This window comes from Dactylosporangium sp. NPDC051485 (assembly GCF_040682015.1).
Taxonomy (GTDB): domain Bacteria; phylum Actinomycetota; class Actinomycetes; order Mycobacteriales; family Micromonosporaceae; genus Dactylosporangium.
Genome location: NZ_JBFAZW010000071.1, coordinates 1 through 19,161 on the forward strand (window position 1 = coordinate 1; position 19,161 = coordinate 19,161).

The following is a 19,161-nucleotide window of genomic DNA, read 5'->3' on the forward strand; positions in this document are numbered from 1 at the left end:
CGTTACGAGGCAACGGTCACCGTCGCCTCGATCGTGATCTGGCTCCGCGCCAAACCTGACCGCACTCCTTCAAGATCCGTCAGATAAGCCCTAGCTCCAGCGTCTGGTACCACTCCCGCAACGGCTCTGCCAGCCGGACATGCAACGCGAAGTTGCGGCGTTGACGGGTCGGGTCGGCATCCCGACGCCGGCGCAGCTCCTCAACGGACGGAAGGGAAACCAGCACCACGTCGGCGAAGCCGAGCCGGCCGGCCGCGATGGCGGCCCGGTTCGCGGCCACCTCGGACGCCCACAGTTCTGGACTGGCCGCACCGATACGGACCAGCGACCAGGAATAGTGCAGTTTCAACGGATCGTCGTCGCAGACGGCCAGGCCAGAGGCCCTCTCCCGCTCTATAACCGCCTGCCACCGGCGGCAGTTCACCGCGCACCAGAAGGCAGCCTGCGCCGGCAAGTCCCCGTCGTTTGGCTCCGCGCCGGTCGGCGCGTACTCGGCGACCAGATTTTCGGCGTGGTGGCGTCGGCACCACGTAGTCTTGCCGGCCGCGCTCGGGCCGGTTACCGCGACGATCACACCCGACAGTCTGCCCAACAACCAGCGCGAATCTCGTAACACTCCCTGCCGCGCAGCCGATCCGTCAGCAGCAACCGCGAACCTCAAAGGACGGTTGACGCTACCGATCCTTCTCGAACAGTTACTAGGGGAGATTGCCGGTTGCGTTCCCGGTCCCGTGCTGTGCGTCCAACCGGGTGAGCATCTCCAAGGCCGATCCCCGACCTCCCAGCAGGGACTGCAGGGCCCTGTTGAATCGGGCGTTCTCTGGGGAGCGGCAGTGCTGTTCGAAGGCTCGGTCGTCTTCGTATCGTTCCACGACCACGAGGCTGTGGTCCTCCCGCGAGGCATACAGCTCGAACCGGAGGTTGCCGGGCTCGTCGCGCACAGTCTGCGCGTAGTCCTCAAGCAGACGTCGCAGTCGGTCGAAAGTCTCCGGAGTCGTCGCTATGCGAGCGATCAGGTCGACCGCGCTCATGGCGCTACCACCTCATTCCATCGCGGCGGGTCGGCGCCTTCGCGGCCGACGGTGATCGCCGCGCATTGCGCGGCGTACCTGCCGACGTCTACCACCGTCGACAGTTCCTGCCATGCACTCCGTTTGTACTTGAGCAGGCGTGCCAGCATCCCTGACATGAACGAGTCCCCGGCGCCGATCGTGTCGACGACGCTGACTCGCGGTGCCGTTGTGCGGACGTCGCCGTCCGCGCAACGCAGGAGCGCACCGCTGGCGCCGAGGGTCAGGGCCACCACGCGGCGGGCTGCCGGAGTTGCTCCGCCGAGTTCGTGGAGGTGACGCACCACATCGTGATCGGCGACGTCCGGATAGAGGTAGGCCGCGTCCTCGTCGCTCAGCTTCACAACGGTCGCGCGCTCGGCGATCGACTCGAACCGTGCGCGAGCCGATGCAGGGTCCGTAAGCGCGCTTGGGCGGATATTGGCATCGACGGCGACGGGGACATCCGTGCTCACCGCATGCTCTACGATGCGCTCGACCTCGTTCGCGCCTGGCTCGAGGAACAGCGCGAGCGAACCGACATGGACGAGCGGCCGATCGGCGATCGCGGTCCGTGGAACCGCCGGAAGGGTCCACACGATGTCAAGTTCGTAGCGTGCCGCCCCGCCCGCGTCGAGCACGGCGCGGGCTATTGACGTTCGATCGAGGCACGCGGAGTTTCGCTCGACGCCGACGCCAGAGTCCTCGACCCATGCCTTGACCAGTTCGCCGTATGTATCGTCGGCGAGCGCGGTGAGCAGTTCGGTGGGGACGCCGAGCCGGGCCAGCCCGATCGCGACGTTCGCAGGTGAGCCGCCGGGTCTGATCATGCTCCCGTTGCGGGAGTCGATCACATCGACGAGCGCCTCCCCGATCGCCAGTGCCGGGCGGCTCATGCGGCGAAGGGTCCGGGCAGCTCACCGGAGCCGCGCTCGATCAGGACTGTGGGGAGGACGTGGTTCATCGCGGGAGTCGTGCTCGCGCCGCTCATCCGCTGGACCAGCGTCTCGGCGGCGAGCGTTCCCATGCGGAGCGGATCCTGGGTGATGACGGTGAGTCCGGGCTCGATCAGGTCGGCGCCCTCGAACCCGTCGAAGCCCACGATGGCGACGCGGTCGTGCGCGCCGTGCGTGCGGATCGCACGGATGACCGCTGCGCACAGGGCGTTCTGCGCGACGAACAGCGCCGTGGGGGCGCCGGAACGCAGGAGCAGCGCGCGACTGGTCTCCTCGACATCGGCGGAGGATGAGAAACCACGCGCGACGAGTGAGTCGTCGATGGGGATGCCGGCGGTCTCGAGGGCACGTCGGTAGCCGTCGTAGCGCAGTTGCGACGACACGACCCCGGGCCAATCCCCGATGAATCCGATCTGTCGATGCCCATGGCTGATGAGGTGACGCACACCGGTCTCCGCACCGCCGAGGTTGTCCGAGACAACGGAGTCGACGTTGAGGAACGCGGGCGGCCGGTCGATCAGGACGATGTGGGTTCCGGCGCGGACGTCGGCGCTCAGGTAGCTGTGGTCGTGGCTCGCAGGCATCATGATGAGTCCATCAACTCGCCGTGCGGCAAAGGTCGCGACTGCGGCGCGTTCGCGCGCGGCGTCCTCATCGGTCGACGCTGACAGCACTGCGATGCCGCGGGTTCGGAACACATCCTCGACGGCGCGATGCAGCATCGACGAGAACGGATTCGAGATGTCGACCAGGATGAGGCCGATCGCCGCGGACGTCGTTCCGGCCCGCAGCTGGCTCGCGGCCAGATTGTGGCGGTAGTCGAGCCGCTCCATGGCCGCGTGCACCCGTTCCACGATCTCCGCCGATACGTACTTCTCGCCGTTGATCACTCGCGACACGGTCTTCGGGCTGACGTCGGCCAACGCGGCGACATCGCGCATGGTGGAACGCTGGTAGCGCTTCACGGGTGAGGTGGTGTCTTCCTTCTGGTTCGTCATCAGCTCGACCGGCTCATCGCTCGGAGGCGGTCAGGAGCACGGTGGCGCGGAGCCCTTCCAGCCACGTCAACGCGACGTCGCTCGCCGCGTCCCTCCCGGATGCGTCGTGCCTGCCGTACTCACCGACTCTGGTGGCGCCGAGTCCGGTGAGCGTCGCGTCGATGATCTCGCTGCCGTGGCTGTACGTGTCGACGTAGCTGGAGTCACCCATGCCGAACATCGCGTACCGGAGTCCGGTGAGGTTGGGGCATTCGCGCTCCAGGCCCGCGTGGAAGGGTCGGGCGCTGGCAGGCAGCTCGCCGTCGCCGTACGTCGAGCAGACCACCAGATGGAGCGCGGCGACGTCGATGTCGTCGACGGGCTGATCCGTCATGTCGACGACATCGGCCTCGATGGTGTCGTCGAAGCCGGCGATCGCGTCCGAGAGGTCGTTCGCGACGAATTCCGCGGTGCCCGACTCCGTCCCGAAGAGGATTACGACCCTCACCTGTCTACCTCCATCCGATCGCCGCCGGCGACCACGTTGCGCGATGCCAAGCGCAGCAATTGTTCCCTATCAGTGACCTTGCTGCGGAATCTTCCCGCATTCGCGTGGGCGAGCTCGTGGGCGTCGATCGCTCGCCAGCCCGAGAAGTCGACGGCGCGCTCCCGCACGTGCTCGGGCAGGCCTGGCCATCCGGGCCGTCCGGTGCGCACCTTTCCAGCCTTGACGTCTGCGGCGATCGCGTCGGCCACCTCTCGCGCGTCGACCCGGTTCTCGGGGATGGTGCCATGGGGACCACGGCGATACCAGCCGGTCCGGTAGATGCTGGGGAGCGCCGAGATCACCTCCGGTCCCGTGTCGTCGCCCGGGTAGAGCCGCTTCGACGAGTGCTGGAATCCGATGGCGGTGATCACCGCATCCGCGCCGACTCGCAGCCGGCTGCCGTCTGACGCCACAAACTCGGCCAGGCATGAACCGCCGTCGGTCAGGATTCGTTGCGGGGTCCACCCGAACCGCAGTACGACGGTGGTCTCAGCCTCCGGATCGCTCGAGTCGCGCAGCTCGCGAATGACCTCCGCGATGCGGGACGGATTGTCGGCGGACTCGCCGTCGACGTCGAAGCGGACGCCAGGCAGACCGCGAAGCTCCCGCAGGACGACGGGGTCGAACTTGGCTGCTGCCATCGGCGAGCGTCCGATCACCTCGAGACGCCGGACTCCGGCGCCGCGCAGTTGACGCAGGACCGCGTCGTCGACGTCGGAGTCCACGAACGCGTCGAGTGGCTTGAGCAGCAGGCGCATCAGATCGCCCGCCACGTTGCCGTTACCGATCAGCACGAGGTTCGCGCCCAGGCGAATCTCCTCGCCGGCGGAGTCCGGATGTCCGTTGATCATCCGCACGATGCGGCCGGCCCCGATCACCCTGGGGTGGTCCTCGCCGGGGATGTCGAGCAGACGATCATCGTCGAGTCCGGTCGCGACGACGATCACATCGAAGTTCGCCTCGATCTGATCGGTGCTGACGTCGGTTCCGACCGCGACGTTGCCGGCGAAGCGGACACCTTCTCGTTCGAAGAGCCGGTCGAACTGGCGTGTCACCGCCTTCGTGCCTTGGTGGTCCGGCGCCACGCCGTACCGTACGAGGCCGAAGGGAACCGGGAGCCGGTCGAACACCGTGATCGCTGCGTCCGGCAGGCGCTTGCGCAGGAACTGGGCGGTGTAGCAGCCCGCCGGTCCGCTGCCGATGATCGCGACGGTCACCACCTCAGTCGCCTTCCCTCGCTCCGGTGATCAGCGACACGAGGTCCTCCGCGGTCACGTCCGCGGTGCGACGTTCGGCGACCAGACGGCCGCGGCGCAACACGAGCACCCGGTTGGTGATCCGCTTTACCTGCGCCATGTTGTGGCTGACCAGCAGCACGGAGATGCCGCGCTGCGCGAGCCTCATGATCAGCTCCTCCACTTTCGCGGTCTCGCGGACGCCGAGAGCCGCGGTCGGCTCGTCCATCACGATGAGCCGGTGGCCGCCGTACGTGGCTCGCGAGATGGCGATCGCCTGCCGTTGACCCCCCGAGAGACGCTCGACGGGTGTGCTGAGCGACGGCACGTTCACGTCGAGTGCGGCGAGGTGTGCCTTGGCCTCCGAGCGCATGCGGCGGCCGTTGAGCCATCCCAGCAGGCCGCGGCGGACGATTTCGCGCCCGAGGAACAGGTTGGTGGTGATGTCGAGGTTCGGCGCCAGGGCGAGATCCTGGTAGACCACCTCGATGCCGAGGTTGCGTGCATGGCTGGGCCCGGTGATGCGATACGCCGTGCCGTTGACCAGCAATTCGCCGTCGTCGGGCTGCAGGACCCCGGCGATCACCTTGCTGAGCGTCGACTTGCCCGCGCCGTTGTCGCCGACGAGGGCGACCACTTCGCCATGGCCGATGGTGAGCTGGATGTGGTCGAGCGCCGTGACGCCACCGAAGTGCTTGCCTACGTCACGCATCTCCAGCAGCGGATGCTGTTCGGTCGAGACCGGTGTCGCTGCCTCGGTGGTCACGAGATCCTCCTGGCGAGGTACTTGCGGAACTGGTCGACGCCGACGGCGAGCACAAGGATCGCGCCGGAGACGATCTGCTGAATGAACGGCGAGACCCCGCCGAGGTTCATGCCGTTCTGGATCAGGCCGATGAGGATCGCGCCGAAGAACGCGCCTACCGGGCTGCCGGTGCCGCCGAACAGCGACACGCCGCCGATCGCGGCCGCGGCGATCACCTGCAGCTCGAAGCCTTGGGCGAGGTTGCCGCCCGCCGAGTCGAGGCGGCCGGCGAGCATGATGCCGCCGAGGCAGGCAAGCATCGAGCAGATGATGTACGCCGTGATGCGGTAGCGCAGCACCGGAACACCGGCGCGCGCGGCCGCTCCCTCCGACCCGCCGATGGCCCGCAGCCCGACACCGAACTTGGTCTTGACGATGACGATGGCGCTGATCGCGGCCACCAGCACGGCGATCACCGCGGGCACCGGCACGCCGGCTATCAGTCCTCGGCCGAGCCAGCGGATGGGATCCGGCAGGCCGGTGGTGTTGATGCCGCCGGTGAGCTGCAGGGCGACCCCGCGCCAGACCAGCAGTCCGCCGAGCGTCACGATGAACGCGGGAAGGAGGACTCTGCCCACCAGCACGCCGTGGAGGACACCGATCGCGGCGCCGGCGAGGAGGCAGATCAGCAGGCTCAGGGACCACGGAAGGTCGTTGGCGACGGTCAGCACGCCGAGCAGCGTGGCCGAGAGCGCCCCGACCGCCGCGACGGAGAGGTCGATCCCGGCCGTGATCATGACGAACGTCTGACCGGTGGCGAGGATCACCAGCACTGCGGTCTGCGCGAAGATGTTCGAGAGGTTTCTGGGAGTGAGGAAGGCGTCGTTGCTGACGGCGATCACGACAGCTACCAGGAGCGCGCCGATCAGCGCGGCCCCCCACGGGGGGAACGCGGGGAGTCGGCGAAGCAGGGGTGTGTGGATCGCCGGCGTTGCTTCTGCGGAGAGTTGGGTGGTCATCGTTGGTCCTTCAGGGGGTCGGCTGGGGCGGCGCTGCGCCGGCCCGCGTGGTCAGGAGGCCTTTTTGATGAACTCGCGCAGGATGGGCGGGTTGTCGTCGATGAACTTGGCGACGTTGTCCGGGGTGAGCAGAACGGAGCCGGTGTCGATCCGCTTCTCGACCGTCTCGCCGCACGCGGCCTTGACCGCGGTGTCGATGGCGGTGTAGCCCATCTTGTAGAGCTGCTGGGCCACGATGGCGTCGACCTTGCCCTGCTCCATCAGCGCGATGGCGTCGGGAGCACCGTCGAATCCGATGAGGAAGATGCGCTTGCCGTGGCTCTTGAGTACCGGCACGGCAGCCACCGTCGAGCCGTCCCAGGCGTTTGCCACCGCTACCACGTCGGGGTTGGCCGCGAGCAGATCTTCGAGGCCCTTCTGGGCGGCCTGCGCATCCCACTCCGTCTGTACCTCGAGCACGGTGACACCCGGGTACTTCTTCTTCATGGTGTCGACGAATCCATTCCGTCGATCGCGACCGGTGGAGTAGGCCTGGGAGCCGTTGATGAGGATCACCTTGCCGTTGCCGCCGATGTGCTCGGCCACCGCCTCGGCCTGCTGCTGCGCCGCGGCGTAGTTGTCTGTGGCGACGAACGAGGCCAGATTGCCGCCGTTGATCTGCGAGTCCAGGTTGACCACCGGGACACCGGCGGTGTTGGCCTCCTTGACGGCGGGGACCAGGGCCGAGGAGTCGACCGGAGCGAGCGCGATCGCGTTCGCGCCCCCGGCGATGACGTCCTGGACGACGGTCACCTGTCCAGCCGCGTCTCCGTCCTTCGGCGGGCCGAAGGACCGCAGCTTCACGCCGCGGTCCTTGGCGGCGTCGGTCGCGCCCTGGCCGATGATGATCCATCCCTGGTTGGTGACCGAGGGGTTCACATACCCGATGACCAGCTTCTTGGGGTCGCAGCTGCCGGACGCGGCCGATGTGGGCGAGTCGGTACCCTCCATCGAACAAGCCGTGAGCGCCGTGAGTGCAAGAACGCCGGAGCCGAACAACGCGGCGATCCTTGTGCGTGCTGACGTCATTGTCCTGGTTCCCTTTCTGGGGTGATCGTGGCGGGGTTGGCGGGGGTTGCGAGCAGAGCTCGGAGGTCGAGCGCGGTCAGCCGGCCGCCGACCATCCACTCGCACACGACGAGCGTTCCGTCCGGCGAGACGGCGACGTCGTGGGGTGCATTGAACGCGCCTGGGGAAAGATCGGGACGCACGGTCACTCCCCCACGGACCGCGTTCGGCCAGCCCTCTCGGTCGAGTGCGGCCGAATCGCTGCCGCCCAGGATCGCGACGAGGCGGTCCTGCGCGTCGAACACCAGCACTCGGCCGTGCAGATCCGCGACCACGAGGTGGTCCCGCCACACCGTCATGCCGGATGGGCGGTCGACCTCGCCTTGGCCGATCACCGCGACCACGTCGGCGGACCGAGGATCGAGGGCGAGGATGCGGCTGTGCCCGCGGTCGGCGATCAGCAGCCTGCCTGCGCGCCGCTCGTCCCAGGCGATCGAGTGCGGGTTGTCGAGGTCGACATCGCCGAGTCCGATCGTGCCGAGCAGCGTTCCTGAGCGCGAGTACCGGTGCACGAGGTCAGCGCCGTAGCCGTCGGCCACCCAGATGTCGTCGGCGGCGACCACGGACGTCGGACGAAAGACCTTCTCCCCGTAGATCGGCAGATCCGGGCGTCTGATGCGTGTTCGCACGTGACCGTCGCGACCGATCGCGAGCACCTGCCCGCCGTCCCCGGCTGCGTGGGTGGTGTAAGTGCCGTCGTCGCCGCGGCACTGCTTGTTTCCCGGATCGGCGAGCCACAGTGTGTCGCCGTCCACGGCGATCCCGTGGACTTCGCGCGCCGGGACGGCAACGGACCACAATGCCGTTCCCGTCGGGTCGAAGGCGATGACTCGGGGTTCGAGGGCGTCGGTCGTCAGGAAGGTGCCGTCGTCATATGCCATCCCCGGATGGGCCCAACCGGGGGAAGCGGGAGCGAGCACATGGGTCAGGTCTTGCCACAGGGTGGCCGACGAGATGTCGGCGGGTGACGCGGTCACGCCGCGAACACCAGGGGCAACGTCTCGAAGCCGCGTTCGTTCATCTTCAGCACGCGCTCGGGCTCGCCGTCGAGCGCGAATGGCGCGAGAAGCGGCAAGCCGTGCTGGAGAACGATCTTCGCCTCCAGCCGTGCGAGGGGAGCACCGATGCAGAGGTGTACGCCGCCGCCGAATGCCATGTGCTTGCCGACGCGCCGGTTGATGTCGAGTTGATCCGGATCGTCGAACCGGTCGGGGTCGCGATTGGCCGAGCCGTAGACCAGCGTCACCGTGGCGCCTTCGGGAATGGTCACACCGTGCAGTTCGACGTCCCTGGTGGCAGTGCGCGAGGAGTTCTGGATCGGGCTGTCGAAGCGGAGGAACTCCTCGATCATCGCGGGCGCGGATTTCGCTGCCGCGTCCTGCACCTTCGCTCGCAGTTCCTCGTCGCGTGCCAAATACCAGAAGATGTTCGTGAGCAGGTTCTTGGTGGTGGAGATGCCGGCAGCGATGACGAGCGTGCTCATCCCCACCTGCTCGATGTGCGTGAGCGGCCGGTCACCGACGACACCGTTGGCGATGGCGGAGAGCAGGTCGTCCCTTCCATTGCCGCGACGCGTGGCGAGCTCTCCTGCCAGGAAGTCACGCACCTCGGCGGCGGCCGTGAGCGCCGAGGGCGGGATTGCCTCATTGCCGGATTCCCGGCCGAACATGCTGATGAAGCGTCCATAGACCCAGTCGTGATCCGAAGGGTCGATGCCGAGCAGATCACAGACGACGCCCAGCGGGAGTCGGGTGCAGAACTCGCCGGCGAAGTCAACCCGGGAACGGCCGGCCAGCCGCTCGCTGAGCTCATGCACGCGCCGGGTCACGTCCTCTTCCTGCATGCGCACGAACCCGGGAGAGATGTGGTCTTTCAGTACCAGCCGGAACAGGTCATGGCCGGGTGGGTCGGTCTCCGCCACGTTGCCCTCGCCGAAGAAGACGCTGCCGGTCTTGTCCAGGTCGATGCCTTCGGCGCTGCTGTATGTCTGCCAATCGCGGTTGGCGTCGACGACGTCGTCCCAACGGGTCAGCGCGTAGAAGCCTCGCTCCGCGTTGAAATAGACGGGGTGTTCCTGGCGGAGCATGGCGTACGTCGGGAACGGATCGTCGATGAAGACCTTGTCGAACGGATCCCAAAGTTGCGTCCCACCGGTCATGCGATCTCCTTCGATCGTGTGCCCAGCGCACCCGTCAGGTCGCCGGCCTCCAAGCTCTGTCCACGTTGTCATACTCTCGACAAACGCCACTGTATGGGCACTGAAAGTGGTATGTCAACGTGGTCAGCAGGAAGCCGCACGAGTCCGGTGCAAGGAGCGTGCGACGGGCCGTGTCGCCCCCGCCGCAGCGCGGCGAAGACGAACGTGGTAGTTGTGGATGCGGCGCCCTACGAGCGAGTTGCGTCCGAGTGGCTCGGCGAGGGCGTCTGCGATGTAGCTGCGGATTGCTGGGTTGGTACGGGGCTGGCCGCTACGACGCCTGGTACGCCCACATCACCCTGTCCATGGCCGCCGCCGCGTTCCTCGCCGCCATCCGCACCCAGGAAGCAGCAAAGGGGGCGACACCACCGAGGCAGACACGCTCATCCGTCTCAGCAGTAACGAGATCCGACGCCTCTACAGCAGATTGGTCCTGATACGACAGACCAGCGTCGGTCACGTACTGCATTGGTCGGACTGGCGACGGCGCCGACAGGCACAAGCCAAAGCCTCCCACTACCACAAACGGTGGTTCACGGTCATCTGGACCGGCCTGGTGGGCACGATCGCCGGCCTGGCCGGGTGGCTTGCGTGGGAGGACACCCACGGCGGGGAGGCCATCGCGACCGTCTGGCACGTGGACAGGCTCCCGCCCGGCCCGACGAGCGGCCCGGTCGTGATCACCGACGATGCGCTCCCAACCGATGCCCCGCCGTGGCGCTACGCCTCGACCTTCGAGCTGCCCGACGGCACCGAGTGCAAGACCACCGACAGCATCTTCCCCCCGGGTCGCAAGGTCGTCGTCGGCGACGCCACCACCGTGCACTATTCAAGGCGGCACCCGTGCGAGAATTTCGTGCGCGCCGACCGCTACCGCAGCATCAGCACGGCCGAGGTACTCGCCTGGGGCTTCGGCATGGAGGTGATCGGCCTACTCGTCGCCGGCGGGGTCCTCGGCCGCGTCCGACGACCGGCGCGGACGACGACCGGAACGTAAACGCGATCGGACGGCGCTTGCGGCCCTGGGCGCGGTAGTCGACGTCCGTCGACACCATCAGCTGATGGAATGGTGGAGGCTGCCGAGGCCGATGATGCCGCCCGGGTAGTCCGTCGCGGCCCTGCGCGGCCGGCGTCTGCGAACCGACCGCGACGTCTCGCCGCCGGGTTGACGGCTGGTCAGGATCACTGAGCGGTGCTGTCGGCGGGCGTGAGGTTGATGCTCAGTTGGGAGCCCAGTTCGTAAAAGCCGAGCGCTCGGGCCACTCGGCGGGACGCTTCCGGGCGGGCTCGCCACTGCGGGAGCAGCCCGGCGTTGAGCGCGTGGGTGACGGCCGCGGTAGCGACGACGCGGCCGAGTCCTCGTCCGCGTGCCGCCGGGGCGGTGAGCACGCTGATGTGGGCGGTGTGCCCGGGCCAGCCGCGGTAACCTGCCGCCGCGATCACGTCCGTCCCGGCGCGCACCACGAACGCCGGGGAGGTGATCTCGGCCAAACCGGATTCGCCGGCGTCCTCGGCCGGCACCCGCGCGAGCAGCGCTGCCATGCCGGTATGGTTCGCGGAGATTGTCTCGACGGCACCCGACTCGGCTGGGCGGAAGCCCGCCGCGTCACAGTAGGCCAAGGTCGCTGGTCCCAGCGTGTCCTGAACCGGCAACCTGTCACGCACCGCGGCCGGGTCGATCACGGTGGTCGCGGGGAGGTCGTTGAGGGCGTGCTGCACGATCTCGGCGGTGCCGTCGTCGGGCGCCGTGGCGATCGCGGCGCGGCCCAGCGCGACGATGCCCACCCAGCCCGGCGGACACAGCAACGACCGCGGGGAGGCCACCACTTCGATGGCCGACTCCGTGAAGGCGACCGGTGCCCCGGCCAGGTCGGCCCAGAGTCGCTGGGCGCGTTCGAGCAAAGGATCACTGGTCACGGTCGCATGATGGCAATCGGCTGGCGTACATGCCACCGAGAAACCGTGACCGCCCCGATCGCGGGTCGTCCATTGCCCAGCCGAGGCGGCGACCGTCACGGCACGGCGTTGCGGGGCTAGGGTGAAGCGGAGGACGGTGCCGGGGTCGGCCCAGATGCGCCCGCCGCGGGTGCGTGCGGGCCAGTGTGTTTGGCAGCGCGCTGAGTCTGGATGCGTTGCGGTTCGTGCAAATGCCGCGTTCCCCTTCGCCTGTTCCGGCAGATGTTGCGTTGTTCTGTCGCTACGGATGCCTGCGATGACGAGGTGGAGGCCGTAGTCGAAGTGCTGTTCGGGGTGCGGGGCGGGCATGTGGGCGAGTTCTGGGAAGGGAGCCTGTGTTGCGCAGGATCTGTTTTGCCGCCGGCCGCTCGGCCGAGGTCGGGCAAGCGCCGGACCCGGTGCCCGGGCCGGGGCAGCTGCTGGTGCGCGCCGAGGCGGTCGGGGCCGGTGTGGGACTGGTCAGGCTGTTGGCGGCGGCCGGTGAGCGCGGGGAGCGGGTCAGGCCGGGCGGCGAGGTCGTCGGCACCGTCGTGGCGCTCGGTCCGGACGTGGCCGGGTTTGCGGTGGGTGACCGGGTCGGCGGTGTGGTGTTCGAGGACGCGTTCGCCGACGTGGTCGTCGCCGATCCCCGGCTGGTCAGCCCGGTACCCGCGGAGGTGGACGCGGGAGCGGCGCTCGCGCTGGTGCGCGGCGGTCTGATCGCGTTGAGCATGCTGCGGGCAGGCCGCTTCACACCGGGCGAGTCCGTGCTGGTCACCGCAGCGGCCAGCGGCACCGGCCACCTCGCGGTGCAGCTGGCCCGCGCGCTTGGCGCGGCCCGGGTCGTCGCGGCGGTCGGCTCGGCGGACAAGGCCGGCTTCGTCCGCGAGTGCGGCGCCGACGAGGTGGTGACCTACGCCCAGCCCTCGTGGGGTGACCCGGTGGACGTGGTGCTCGACGGTGTCGGCGGCGATGCGATGCAGCACGGCGTGGACACCCTCGCACCGTTCGGCCGGCTCGTCGCGTTCAGCGCCGGCGGCGGCAGCGTCGACGTCGCCAGCCTGCTCGGCGACGCCAAGTCGGTCATCGGCTTCACCATCGGCCGGCTCAACCGGACACGACCGGAGCTGGTCGAGCGGCACCGCGCCGAGCTGTGGGACCTGCTCGCCGCCGGCCGGCTCCACCCCCGGCACACCGACTTCCCGCTGGAACAGGTCACCGAGGCCATCGAGCTGGTTGCGGCCCGCGCCAACCTCGGACGCGTCGTGCTGCGCACCGGCTGACCCGGCCCGCCACCCACGCGCCCACCCCGATCGCCGCCGCGGATCCCGGCGCCCGCCGCCCCGTGTTGCGGCCCGCGCCAACCTCGGACGCGTCGTGCTGCGCACCGGCTGACCCGGCCGGCCACCCACATGCCCACCCCGATCGCCGCCGCGGATCCCGGAGCCCGCCGCCTCGCGATCGCCCAGCACCCGCCGACGCTACGGCGCGGCGCGGCGTTGCGGGGCCAGGGTGAAGCGGAAGGCGGCGCCGGGGCCGGTGTCGGCCCAGATGCGCCCGCCGTGGCGCTGCACGGCGCGCTGGGCGATGGCCAGGCCGATGCCGCTGCCCTCCGGGGTGCCCGGGGCCGGCGGGTGCAGCTTCTGGAACGGCTCGAAGAGCTGGCCGGCCAGGCGCGGGTCGAAGCCGGGCCCGTCGTCGCGCAGCACGAACACGGTCGGGCCGCCCGGGCGCTCCCGCGTGAACTGGACCCGGCCGGCGGCGAACCGCCAGGCGTTGCGCAGCAGCTGCCGCAGCAGGAGGTGGGTCAGCGGGGCGTCGCAGTTGGCCCGCAGGTCCGGGGTGATGTCCAGGGCCACGCCGCGGCCGGGCAGCTCGGCGGCGATCGAGGCGGCCATGGCGCTCAGGTCGACCGAGGTGCGGCGCATGGGGGCCTGGGTGACGGCGAGCAGCGTGTGCAGGTCCTCGCTCAGGGCGTGCATGCGGGCCACGCCGGCGCGGATTCGCTCCAGGGCCGGGCGGGCGGCCGGGTCCAGGCCGAGCCGGGCGAGCTCGGCGGCGGCGTCGCGCAGGTCGAGCAGCGGGCGGCGCAGGTCGTTGGACATGGCGTTGGCGATCGTGTCCAGCTGGCGGGTCACCGACTCCAGCTCGGCGTCGCGCTGCAGCATGCGGTGCTCGAGCTCGGCGTTGAGGTCGCTGACCCGCTCCTCGGCTCGCTTGCGGGCGGTGATGTCGGTGGAGATGCCGCAGACCGCGTAGGGGGCGCCGGAGGCGTCCATGAGGGGGAACTTCACCGTGAGGTACGTGTGCGGGCCGTCGTCGCCGGGGGCGATCTCCTCGAGCTGGATGGGGGCGCCGCGGCGGACGGCCTGCAGGTCGTTGGCGCGGAAGGCGTCGGCGATCCCGGCGGGGAAGAGGTCGTGGTCGGTGAGGCCGACGATGTTCTCGCGGCGCACGTCGAACAGGCGCTCGTACTCGCGGTTGACCAGCATGTACCGGCCGTCCGGGTCGCGCATGTAGACCACCGCGGAGGTGTGGTCGATGAGCGCCAGCAACTGGTCCGTGCCGACCCGCGGGTCGTGCCGCGCCTCGGCCGGGGCGTCCGTGCTTGAGAAGCCGGCCTCCGCGCTCATGTGGGCATCCGCGGCGCCGAGGCCGCCCGCTCCGCCGTGGCGCGGGGGCGGGGCACCGGCCATTCGGTGTCGTGCCAGCGGCCGGCCCGCACGAAGCCCGCGGTGCACGGCAGCGTCTCGGCGGCGGACAGGCCGTCGCCGCCGAGCAGCGCGGTCACGCCGGCCCGTGTCTCCATCTCCGGCAGCGGCAGGGCGCGCAGCGCGGACAGGCGGTGCTGCTGGCGGACCCGGGTGAGATGGCGCAGCGCGGCCTCGTCCATGCCCGTCGTGCCGCGGCGGTTGGACACCACGCCGGGATCCCCGTGACCGGATCGGTCGCGCTGGGCCTGCGGACCGAAGAGAAACCGGCGGGCCAGCAGGAGGTGTACCCCGGCCACGCGGGCGTGGGCCTGCTGCGCGACGAACAGCGCGGCCAGTACCGGATGATCGTCCACCAGACCGCGCAGCTCAGGCAGGGTCAGGCCGGTCAGCCCCGCCGGCCGCCCGCAGCGGGCCAGCACCAGGTCCGGGACGGTGGGCTGGCCCTGCACCCCGGCGAGCCGGGCCCGCTCGTCGTCGAGCATGCCGGGCAGCAGGCGGCGGATGTGCTCGCGGTACCCCGGCGGGTCCACGCCCAGCCGCAGGTCACGCTCGATCGCCTCGGCGTCCAGCGCGCCGCTCGGCGGCACGTCGCCGGGGCGCCAGTGCACCGCGAACTGGCGGAACACGTCGAGGAAGTGCCCGACGCCCAGGCCCTCGGCGGGCGGGAGGGCGGCGAAGCCGGCGTTGAGCCGGCGCATCCCCTCGAGCAGGACGGCGGCCGAGGCGAGGCGGTCGACGGCCTCGGCGCCGGCGGGGTCGACGCCGCCGGCGGCGATCGGGTCCAGGGTCTCGTTGACCGCCCGCTCGTACGTCTCGGAGAGCTTGATCAGCTCGAAGAACCTGGTCTCGTCGACGGCGCCGGTGTACGTGCGCAGCGCGCCGTCCTCGAAGGCGCTGGGCAGGCCGGCCAGCCGGGCGCCGTGCCAGCGCACCTCGGTCGGGGGCAGGTTCCAGCGGGTCAGCGACGCGTAGGTGTCCCGCGGCGGATGGCCGGTGCCGGTGCGCCCGGCCAGCGCGGCGAAGCCGTCGAGGAAGCCGGGGAGCTCGGCGAACGCCGCCTCCGGCGCACGCTTGTGGGCCGGGCCGCGCTCCTGGTGGTGGCGGGCCAGGCCGGCGCCGACCAGCCCGAGCAGCACCACGAGCCGCCGGGCCTCGTCCGGGCCGGCCCCGGCGACGGATCCCCGGGCAGGGCGGGCGCGACGGCCGCGGCGGCCTCGCGCGGGAACTCCTCGGCGGGGCGCGTGCCCCGGAGGATGTCTCGGTTGAGCGCGGTCATCGGGCCGAGCACCCAACGGTTCAGCGCGTCGTCGGCGATGCCCACGAGCCGAAGTTACACCCAAAGTAATCGCAGCGTGACTCGTTCGGCCGCGACGTCGACCATCGGCGTTTCGCCTCAGCTTCGCCCGGCCGGGGACGATTGTCCGGGTGCCAGATTCGTAGAAGTCTTGGAGCCGTCGTGGTGCAACAGTCCCAGCCCCGTCGGGACGCGTACCCCGGTCACCCGGACGAGACCGCCGGGGAGCTGGACCGGCTGCGCGACGTGCGGGCGGACGCGCCGGACCAGGCCGCCGCCCAGCAGCGGGCCGAGCGGCGCAACCGCGCGCTGGTCGCCACCATCGAGGCCCAGCGGGCGGTGACCGCGGCCGTGCACGACCGGGCCGAGGTGCTGCGCGTCGTCGCCGACCGGGCGGTGGCCGCGTTCCCGGCCGCCGACGGGGCGGTGGTGGAGCTGCTGGTGCCCGGCGACACGCTGGAGTACGCGGCGGCCGCGGGCACCCTGCTGCCGCACGTGGGCACCGTGCTGCCGCTGGCCGGGTCGCTGTCCGGGCTGGCCATGGCCGCCGGCGCCACGGTGCGCTGCGGCGACACCGAGCGCGACGCGCGGGTCAACGCCGAGGCCTGCCGGCGCACCGGGATCGGGTCGATGTGCATCGCGCCGCTGCACGCGGCCCAGCGCGCGATCGGCGTGCTCAAGGTGTCCAGCCGGGCGCCGGGGGCGTTCGACGAGGCCGACGAGCAGCAGCTGGAGCTGCTCGCGGCCAGCCTCAGCGGGGCGCTGCGCCACGCCGAGGACTACGCGCACAACGCGCGGCTGCTGCAGGAGCGCACCGATGCCCTCGCCCAGCTGGCCCAGCGCAACGTCGAGCTGGCGGCCGAGCGGGCGTACCTCAACGAGATGCTCGACATCATCAACGTCTCCGTGATGACGTGCGACCGCGAGGGCAACCTCGTGCACCTCAACCGGGCCGGCCGATCGGTGCCGGCGGGCCCGCCCCCGACCCGCATCGAGCACCTGCACCGGGTCGCCCCCGCCGGACAGGACCCGGCCCCGGACCACCACCCCCTGGCCCGGGCCCTGCGCGGCGAGGTCATCGAGGCCGCCCCGATGGTCCTGCACGGCGGCAGCGGCCGCGACCGCGCCCTCATCGTCGACGCCCGCCCCCTGCCGGACCCCGGCGGCCGCCCCTCCGGCGCGATCTGCACCGCCTTCGACGTCACCGCCCTGCGCGACCGCGAGGCCGAGCTGGCCGGGTTCGCCGGCGTCGTGGCCCACGACCTGAAGAACCCGCTCACCGGCATCATCGGCTTCGCCGAGATGGCCGCCGAACTGCTGGACGAGGCCGGCACCGGCCGCGGGCTGGGCACCGCCGCCCGCTACGTGACCCGGGTCAAGGAGAACGCCCAGCACATGGACCAGCTGATCGACGACCTGCTGGCCTTCGCCACCACCCGCGACGCCCCGCTGCGCCCGGGCTGGGCCGACCTGTCGGCCATGGTGGGCCACATCGTCATGGTCCGCTCCGGCCATCTCCCGCCGCCGGACCGCCCCGACATCCTGGCCGCGGACCTGCCGACGGTGTGGGCCGACCCGGGCATGCTGCGGCAGGTGCTCGACAACCTCATCGGCAACGCGGTGAAGTACACCCGGCCGGGCAGCCGCGCCGAGGTCACCGTGTCCGCCGAGCGCGGCCCCTCGCAGGTGTGCATCCGGGTGGCCGACCGGGGCATCGGCATCCCGGCCGACCAGCGCCAGAAGGTCCTGTCCCAGTTCCACCGGGCCCACACCGGCCAGGGCTATGCCGGCACGGGCCTGGGCCTGGCCATCTGCCAGCGCGTGATCGACCGCCACGGCGGCACCATCGACATCGCCGAGAACCCGGGCGGCGGCACCCTCGTCACCGTCACCCTGTCCCAGCCCTGACCGCGAGGTGCCGGCGTCATGGCGCGGCGAGCGCCGGTCCGGGTGCGGTGTGCATCCGCCGGTCGACGATCAGCATGAGGACCGCGGCGGCCACGGCGGCGATCGCCAGTACGAGCCAGAACGGCAGGTGCCCGCCGACGAGGAACACCGCGATCGGCGGGCCGATGGTGTTGCCGACCTGGAACACCGCCCACGCCGCGCCGGACGAGCGGCCGAGCGTGCCTTTCGGCGCGATCCGCTCGACGAGCGTGTAGAACGCCGGGCTGTACGCGCACTCGCCCAGCGCGAACGTGACCATCATGACGACCAGGAGCGCGACCCGGGGGCCGCCGGTGAGCGCCCCCGCGGTGTAGCCCAGCAGCCAGGCCACCGCCCACACCAGCCCCATGGTGATCAGGGCCCGCGTCTTGTGCACCCGCTCCACCCAGCGGGACACCGGCAGCTGCCCGATCAGGACCACGGCCGTGGCGACGGCGTAGAGGCCACCGATCAGCGCGGTGGAGCCGGACAGCTCGGTGCGGACCACCAGTGGCACGCCGCTCTCCACCTGGGCCAGGCCGAAGGTGACCAGCAGCAGCTGCGCGACCAGCAGGAGGGCGTAGTTGAGCCCCGGCCGGAACCGCACGAGCCCCGCCTGGTGCTGCGCGGAGTCGCCCTCGGCCCGCGGCAGCGGCACGCGGACGGCGATGATCAGCGCGTACACCGCGCAGCTGACCCCGTTCGCCGCGCACAGCCACTGGTACGTGGTGGCGGCGGCCGAGCCGAGCAGCACGCCGCCGAGCCCGGCCCCGACCCCGAGGCCGAGGTTGAGCAGCAGGTACCGCAGCGACATCGTGCGGACCTTGACCTCGTCGGTGGTGCTGAGCGCGGTGATGATCGGCACCACGGCGGGCAGGAACGCGCCGGTGCCGACCCCGATGACGAGGACCGCCGCCACCTCGGCGGCGTAACCGGACCCGACGGAGACCAGCAGCCAGCCCGCGGCCTGCACCAGCAGCGCCGCGATCGCCACGACCCGCGGCGAGTACCGGTCCACGAGCCAGCCCCCGACGACCGACATCGGCACGGCGGCCCCGGCGAGCAGGAGCAGCAGCAGCGCGGTCGCTGCGGCGGGCAAGCCGCGGAACTGGCCGAGATAGATGGCCAGGAAGGGATAACACAACCCGGTGCCGACCGCGGACACCCCGTACCCGGCGACGAACCACCACGCCGGAGCGCCGAGCCGCCGTCTCGCTCGCGCAGGCCGATCAACGCGCATACGTCCCCTCCCCCGTTCGCCCTGCCGGGATGCGCATCGGCGCCATCCATCCCGTGTCGCACCGTACCGTCCGGCCGAGGCGACCACAGGCCCTCCGGCGCCGCAGTCGCAACGGGTGATCGGCGAGGTGTCGTGCAGGACCGGCTCCGGGATGCCCCACGTAGTGCGGGCGAGGGCGCTTCCGCGCTGCCGCCGCCGGCGCTGAACGCGACGAGCCGGC

At 70.7% G+C, this 19,161-nt stretch carries 18 protein-coding genes; 3 read left to right on the top strand and 15 right to left on the bottom strand.

Annotated features, from left to right (window positions below):
* Window positions 1-79: 79 nt before the first annotated feature.
* From AB0M46_RS33150 to AB0M46_RS33200, 11 genes are all read right to left on the bottom strand, one after another.
* Window positions 80-574: a hypothetical protein gene (locus AB0M46_RS33150; protein WP_363342538.1), complete on the bottom strand. Its 495-nt coding sequence runs from the start codon at window positions 572-574 to the stop codon at window positions 80-82.
* Between the two features lie 124 nt (window positions 575-698).
* A complete protein-coding gene (locus tag AB0M46_RS33155) occupies window positions 699-1,031 on the bottom strand; it encodes a putative quinol monooxygenase (RefSeq protein ID WP_363342540.1) in 333 nt (110 codons plus the stop codon).
* Window positions 1,028-1,945 carry a carbohydrate kinase gene (locus tag AB0M46_RS33160; RefSeq protein WP_363342542.1) on the bottom strand — a complete coding sequence of 306 codons (918 nt, stop codon included), beginning with the start codon at window positions 1,943-1,945 and terminating at the stop codon, window positions 1,028-1,030. Before AB0M46_RS33160 ends, AB0M46_RS33155 begins: the two co-directional genes overlap by 4 nt.
* A complete protein-coding gene (locus AB0M46_RS33165; protein WP_363342544.1) occupies window positions 1,942-3,003 on the bottom strand; it encodes a LacI family DNA-binding transcriptional regulator in 1,062 nt (353 codons plus the stop codon). Before AB0M46_RS33165 ends, AB0M46_RS33160 begins: the two co-directional genes overlap by 4 nt.
* A gap of 13 nt (window positions 3,004-3,016) precedes the next feature.
* Complete coding sequence (locus AB0M46_RS33170; protein WP_363342546.1) at window positions 3,017-3,490, bottom strand: flavodoxin domain-containing protein; 474 nt, start codon at window positions 3,488-3,490, stop codon at window positions 3,017-3,019.
* Window positions 3,487-4,746: an FAD-dependent oxidoreductase gene (locus tag AB0M46_RS33175; protein WP_363342548.1), complete on the bottom strand. Its 1,260-nt coding sequence runs from the start codon at window positions 4,744-4,746 to the stop codon at window positions 3,487-3,489. Before AB0M46_RS33175 ends, AB0M46_RS33170 begins: the two co-directional genes overlap by 4 nt.
* Window positions 4,747-4,750: 4 nt before the next feature.
* Window positions 4,751-5,530, bottom strand: a complete 780-nt coding sequence (locus tag AB0M46_RS33180) for an ATP-binding cassette domain-containing protein (RefSeq protein ID WP_363342550.1) — start codon at window positions 5,528-5,530, stop codon at window positions 4,751-4,753.
* Window positions 5,527-6,528 carry an ABC transporter permease gene (locus AB0M46_RS33185; protein WP_363342552.1) on the bottom strand — a complete coding sequence of 334 codons (1,002 nt, stop codon included), beginning with the start codon at window positions 6,526-6,528 and terminating at the stop codon, window positions 5,527-5,529. The genes AB0M46_RS33180 and AB0M46_RS33185 overlap by 4 nt, the downstream gene beginning before the upstream one ends.
* A gap of 51 nt (window positions 6,529-6,579) precedes the next feature.
* On the bottom strand, window positions 6,580-7,518 hold the full coding sequence (locus tag AB0M46_RS33190) for a sugar ABC transporter substrate-binding protein (protein WP_363342554.1): 939 nt from the start codon (window positions 7,516-7,518) through the stop codon (window positions 6,580-6,582).
* Window positions 7,519-7,592: 74 nt separating this feature from the next.
* Entirely contained in the window at window positions 7,593-8,612 is a 1,020-nt protein-coding gene (locus AB0M46_RS33195) for a PQQ-binding-like beta-propeller repeat protein (RefSeq protein WP_363342555.1), read from the bottom strand.
* Window positions 8,609-9,793 carry a cytochrome P450 gene (locus AB0M46_RS33200; protein ID WP_363342556.1) on the bottom strand — a complete coding sequence of 395 codons (1,185 nt, stop codon included), beginning with the start codon at window positions 9,791-9,793 and terminating at the stop codon, window positions 8,609-8,611. Before AB0M46_RS33200 ends, AB0M46_RS33195 begins: the two co-directional genes overlap by 4 nt.
* 595 nt (window positions 9,794-10,388) lie before the next feature.
* Between AB0M46_RS33200 and AB0M46_RS33205 the strand changes: the two genes are divergently transcribed.
* The gene (locus AB0M46_RS33205) at window positions 10,389-10,829 is read left to right on the top strand and encodes a hypothetical protein (protein WP_363342558.1); all 441 of its coding nucleotides are present in this window, start codon (window positions 10,389-10,391) and stop codon (window positions 10,827-10,829) included.
* Window positions 10,830-11,014: 185 nt separating this feature from the next.
* Here AB0M46_RS33205 and AB0M46_RS33210 read toward each other — a convergent pair whose 3' ends face one another.
* A complete protein-coding gene (locus AB0M46_RS33210; RefSeq protein WP_363342560.1) occupies window positions 11,015-11,848 on the bottom strand; it encodes a GNAT family N-acetyltransferase in 834 nt (277 codons plus the stop codon).
* 275 nt (window positions 11,849-12,123) lie between these two features.
* On the opposite strand from AB0M46_RS33210, the gene AB0M46_RS33215 reads away from it, so the two are divergent.
* Window positions 12,124-13,050 (top strand): zinc-binding dehydrogenase, encoded by a 927-nt coding sequence (locus AB0M46_RS33215; protein ID WP_363342562.1) that lies wholly within the window; start codon window positions 12,124-12,126, stop codon window positions 13,048-13,050.
* A gap of 198 nt (window positions 13,051-13,248) precedes the next feature.
* On the opposite strand, the gene AB0M46_RS33220 is transcribed toward AB0M46_RS33215, so the two are convergent.
* Both AB0M46_RS33220 and AB0M46_RS33225 read right to left on the bottom strand, forming a co-directional pair.
* Window positions 13,249-14,400 (bottom strand): PAS domain-containing protein, encoded by a 1,152-nt coding sequence (locus tag AB0M46_RS33220; RefSeq protein ID WP_363342564.1) that lies wholly within the window; start codon window positions 14,398-14,400, stop codon window positions 13,249-13,251.
* Entirely contained in the window at window positions 14,397-15,620 is a 1,224-nt protein-coding gene (locus tag AB0M46_RS33225; RefSeq protein WP_363342566.1) for a hypothetical protein, read from the bottom strand. The genes AB0M46_RS33220 and AB0M46_RS33225 overlap by 4 nt, the downstream gene beginning before the upstream one ends.
* Window positions 15,621-15,937: 317 nt before the next feature.
* On the opposite strand from AB0M46_RS33225, the gene AB0M46_RS33230 reads away from it, so the two are divergent.
* Window positions 15,938-17,683 carry an ATP-binding protein gene (locus AB0M46_RS33230; RefSeq protein WP_363342568.1) on the top strand — a complete coding sequence of 582 codons (1,746 nt, stop codon included), beginning with the start codon at window positions 15,938-15,940 and terminating at the stop codon, window positions 17,681-17,683.
* Window positions 17,684-17,699: 16 nt separating this feature from the next.
* On the opposite strand, the gene AB0M46_RS33235 is transcribed toward AB0M46_RS33230, so the two are convergent.
* Window positions 17,700-18,941: an MFS transporter gene (locus tag AB0M46_RS33235; protein WP_363342570.1), complete on the bottom strand. Its 1,242-nt coding sequence runs from the start codon at window positions 18,939-18,941 to the stop codon at window positions 17,700-17,702.
* Window positions 18,942-19,161: the final 220 nt, after the last annotated feature.